Annotated in this window: 4 protein-coding genes and 1 pseudogene; 2 read left to right on the top strand and 3 right to left on the bottom strand. The window is 41.7% G+C overall.

Annotation, left to right across the window (positions count from 1 at the left end; translation table 11 throughout):
* Positions 1-6 precede the first annotated feature (6 nt).
* Both F6K52_RS32990 and F6K52_RS37165 read right to left on the bottom strand, forming a co-directional pair.
* The gene (locus F6K52_RS32990; RefSeq protein WP_293088827.1) at positions 7-990 is read right to left on the bottom strand and encodes a hypothetical protein; all 984 of its coding nucleotides are present in this window, start codon (positions 988-990) and stop codon (positions 7-9) included.
* Between the two features lie 257 nt (positions 991-1,247).
* Positions 1,248-1,412 carry a ribbon-helix-helix protein, CopG family gene (locus F6K52_RS37165; protein WP_364420917.1) on the bottom strand — a complete coding sequence of 55 codons (165 nt, stop codon included), beginning with the start codon at positions 1,410-1,412 and terminating at the stop codon, positions 1,248-1,250.
* Positions 1,413-1,710: 298 nt separating this feature from the next.
* Between F6K52_RS37165 and F6K52_RS32985 the strand changes: the two genes are divergently transcribed.
* Both F6K52_RS32985 and F6K52_RS32980 read left to right on the top strand, forming a co-directional pair.
* On the top strand, positions 1,711-1,941 hold the full coding sequence (locus tag F6K52_RS32985) for a hypothetical protein (protein WP_293088824.1): 231 nt from the start codon (positions 1,711-1,713) through the stop codon (positions 1,939-1,941).
* Positions 1,942-2,265: 324 nt separating this feature from the next.
* On the top strand, positions 2,266-3,834 hold the full coding sequence (locus F6K52_RS32980; protein ID WP_293088821.1) for a DASH family cryptochrome: 1,569 nt from the start codon (positions 2,266-2,268) through the stop codon (positions 3,832-3,834).
* A gap of 249 nt (positions 3,835-4,083) precedes the next feature.
* Here F6K52_RS32980 and F6K52_RS32975 read toward each other — a convergent pair.
* Positions 4,084-4,302: pseudogene (locus F6K52_RS32975) on the bottom strand (DUF1815 family protein); the annotation flags it as partial.

The raw sequence follows: 4,302 nt of genomic DNA, 5'->3' as shown, positions 1-4,302 counted from the left end.
ATTATATTAGTTTAAAACGTTATTTTTTTTGAAATCATCCGGTACTTTGCAATAGGTATCTTCTGAACTAGGAGTATATTTTTCGAGGTATTCTTCCTTCAGGATTGACTCAAAGTAATTATCAAGATTAATCCCACCTATATCATCGATCTGGTTTAATTCTTGTTGAATTTCAGTTTTAACAGTTTGACCATCCCGAAATGCCTTACTTGCTTGAATGCTTCTTCTATCCTTTTGTCTTAAAATTTCTTTTAAATTTGGATAATTTTTGAGTTTAAAATAATAAATTCCTTCAAATAAGTCCCAGGTGTAAATGTTAAGATTGACATTCGGTTGAGCATCTTTGATTTCAAAGGGTAACGAAACGATTAAAATAACACTTTTAATTTTAGGATCACGAATTTGGAGATTTCTTTCCAGACTTAAATTTAGAACTTGTTGCTCATCTTCTCGAGACCATTTCCAAGCTAAGCAACTAGCTTTTTTATAAACCCATCCCTCTTGATAGTTATCAATACGTCGGATATAAAAACTTTTAGCTTGATTAGAAAATGTCAATAATGTTATAATATTGGGAGTATATCTCTGATCTAGTAAACTATTGCTATCTTTAATTTCTGGTTTTGAGTTGACAGGAACTCTCAAGACAAGCTTTTGAGGTGAGCATTCTTGATTGCCAAAAATCTCGTTATAGATAGGTTCATTAGACTGCACACTTATACTTCGAGCTTCTTCAGTTTGAATGACACAGGGAGTAATTTTAGGGGTACAGGATTGTAGCCAAATACTATTCAAGATAAGAGTGACAATAATTCCTAGGTAGCGGTGCGACCCCGGCAAGGTGCCCTCGCCATGGGAACGCGCACCAAGACATCGGAAGAGTTTATTCATGCGAAACTGTACCATGAAATGACTTAAAATATGCTTTGGGCTAGCACTTTTTAGTTGAGCGTTCATGCCTACAGGATCACCTAAGGCATCTTTTGCCAACCTGGAACGATATACGATGGAAAGGGTATGCGATCGCTTTTAGCGTGACCTTTGGTCAATCGCATTAGATACATCTCACTAATGATCTTCTAAGGTCACCGCAGACTTCCGGATTGTTGGCAAAATTTGCATGTTTGTCGTTTTTGCAACTCCTCTAATAGCCGTTTGAGCTCCTTAATATTTACTTCCGCTTCTGCCGTGGGATTCCAACCTGATTGGATCTATGAGTCAAAAATACCCTAGGTGCGCTCTTACCATTAACAATTAAATTCCCGCGATTGTCGCGCCTCCAGCATTTGTGTCTGGGCAACCAGACTAGGATTGTCTTGATTTCTAGCAAACTGCTCTACCAACTCGCTGCGACTGCTCTTCAAGCTTTTGGCCAATTTGTCTAGTTTCTTAATGCTGCTCGGCGTTAGCATGTTTGTTGACTAGGATTTTATATTCTCCTTGTGTTATCTATATGCTTCTCATTCCTTGGGCTGATTGCCTACACACCCAAGTTAGATTGGCCTAAAGGCCACGCTACGCGATCAGAAGCTTATTTTAAGCATAGACACTTGATAACTTAATTAACATAATTACACTATGTATTGGAATTAAGTCTGTCGAATTAAATCTGTCGAATTAAATCTGTAAGTAACCTATCAGTCTATTCGATGAAGATGGGACTACAAAACTTTTTCTAAAATACAACAAGCAATTAATAGGAGTGCATCAATGAGCTATAAAGACGAACTATTTCCTTGGCGCATCATCCGCCATCTGCCTAAATGCCAGCGAATCGTTGTCGCTCGCTTTCACCGCCGCAATCAAGCAGAAGCCCATCTGCAAGCACTGCGCTGCTTAATACCAGATGCTCGCTTCACCCTCATGTTTGACATCACACTAGATGACATTGTCCCAGCTATCGCTATGACACAGCACTCATCTCAAGCAAATCATCGATAAAACCAAATTCTTGGTTCTAATCACTGTTTTATTTCGCCCCATCAAAGCGCCTAAAAAGTTTGCCATTACTAAGCGCCAAATTGCCAGAGTTAGGAGCATTACTGAATCCTGGATTTTCAAAATCTAGTTTTGGTTTTATGTTCTGTTTTTCGAACGCCGAGACACAGTATAAAAATTGCTCAGCAAGGGTTACTCTGGTAGAGTGAAAAAGCGCACTAAAGCGCGAACACAAGCGAGCAGTTGCGGGATGCCATCCCATCGGACTACAAAAATCTGCAACTACAAAAAGCACCACAAACCAAATGACATCAGGGCTACGCCTTAATGTCATTTTCGCGCTTTCGTGGATCTTGGCAAAATCAAACAGAACCGACCTCAGCCACTGTGAATCAAAAACTTATCCTGATCTGGTATCGCAACGATTTACGGATCCATGACCATGAGCCACTCTATCAAGCTGTCCAGGAAAAAGCTCAAATTATCCCCCTGTACTGCTTTGATGACCGACAATTTGGTACTACCTCCTTTGGTTTCCCAAAAACCGGTGCATTTCGCGCTCAGTTTTTGCTCGAAAGTGTAGCGGACTTGCGGAATTCTTTGCGATCGCTTAACGCTGCCGATCTTGGTAAATCCCTTGGTAGTAATCTTGGTAGTAATTTAGTGGTGCGCCGGGGTTTACCGGAACAGATTATTCCATCTTTAGCAAAAGAACTACGAATCTCCGCAGTTTACTATCACCGGGAAGTCACCTCAGAAGAGTTAGCTGTCGAATCCGCCCTCAAAAAAGCGCTTGCTCAAATTGGCGTAAAAGTTAAGTCATTTTGGGGCTCTACCCTATTCCATATCAATGAATTGCCTTTTGGTATTCGCCACATTCCCGAAGTATTTACCCAATTTCGCAAGCAGGTGGAGAAATCTTCTACAGTTTATCCCACCTTCCCCACTCCCAAAACTCTACCACCCTTACCTAATGTAGATGTTGGTGAACTGCCTGAGTTAGGTGACTTGGGACTTGAGCCACCAGTCCGTGATCAACGGGCAGTGTTAAACTTCAAAGGTGGGGAAGCAGCTGGACTAGCCAGACTAGATCACTACTTCTGGGAAAAAGACTGTCTTAAGCGTTACAAACAAACCCGAAATGGCATGTTGGGAGCAGATTACTCCTCCAAATTCTCCCCCTGGCTAGCTTTGGGTTGTCTATCGCCTCGTTATATCTATCAACAGGTTCAGGAGTACGAAACACAACGGGTTAAAAACGACTCCACCTATTGGTTAGTGTTTGAGTTACTGTGGCGCGACTATTTCCGATTTATCTGTGCCAAGCATGGTAATCGAGTGTTTCGCCAATCTGGATTACAAGGGGTAACCATACCATGGAAGGAAGACTGGAAGAGATTTGACCTGTGGACTGAGGGAATGACTGGTTTTCCCCTAGTGGATGCTAATATGCGGGAATTAACAGCCACAGGCTTTATGTCCAATCGGGGTAGACAAAATGTTGCCAGTTTCCTGACCAAGAATCTGGGGATAAACTGGCAGATGGGAGCGGAGTGGTTTGAGTCGCTCTTGATTGACTATGATGTGTGTAGCAATTGGGGCAACTGGAACTACACAGCTGGGGTAGGCAATGATGCTCGTGGTTTTCGCTATTTTAATATTCAGAAACAATCCAAAGATTATGATCCCCAGGGAAAATACGTCAAACATTGGCTACCAGAACTTACTTCTGTCCCTGCCAAGAAAGTCCATGAACCCTGGACATTATCATCGGATGAGCAAAAGCGCTATGGGCTAAGAATAGGTGTAGACTATCCTCAGCCTGTAGTGGATTTGTGGAAGTCGGTCCAACAAAATGAGAAGGTTTACAATGCTGCTCTTAGCCGTCAGTCTTAGCGGTTGGTACAGCACTATATGGGCTTTTCCTTTCGGTGAAGTATTTCCATTTGAGTGTTGACAGTCAAATGTTAACGTTCAACACTCAATTAGCCAGCCATGAATTAGCTAGCCATTAATTTTTACCTTTCCCTGTTGATGTTGATCAAAACACAGATAGACAGAATTATTATATAGATAAAACTGTGCTATATATCTGTGTTTAGCAATCTTGGTTGGATTCCTGTTTTGCCTTACTCAGTTCTAAGGTCACGACAGTGGTAACTTAAGGGCAGGGTGAGATTCTGAAGGACGAATTCGGTATTTAACCAGATTGGCGAGATCTTGTAGTTGACCAATTGCTTCAGCACCTTCCAACTTCATCAGTTCTCGGTCATCGCGCATTTCAGTCCAAGTGATCCCGTAATCAAACCAAAAATCGAATCAGGTGATTGTCCCCCAAGCTAACCATAAACGATGAGCTATTCA

The organism is Moorena sp. SIO3H5, from assembly GCF_010692395.1.
In the GTDB taxonomy this organism is placed as follows: domain Bacteria; phylum Cyanobacteriota; class Cyanobacteriia; order Cyanobacteriales; family Coleofasciculaceae; genus Moorena.
This window is presented reverse-complemented; position numbering and strand designations above follow the sequence as displayed.

Excerpts from the sequence above, each read along its gene's own strand:
- F6K52_RS32980 (WP_293088821.1), top strand. The coding sequence starts at position 2,266 with ATGTCATTTTCGCGCTTTCGTGGATCTTGGCAAAATCAAACAGAACCG.
- F6K52_RS37165 (WP_364420917.1), bottom strand. The coding sequence starts at position 1,412 with ATGCTAACGCCGAGCAGCATTAAGAAACTAGACAAATTGGCCAAAAGC.
- F6K52_RS32985 (WP_293088824.1), top strand. The coding sequence starts at position 1,711 with ATGAGCTATAAAGACGAACTATTTCCTTGGCGCATCATCCGCCATCTG.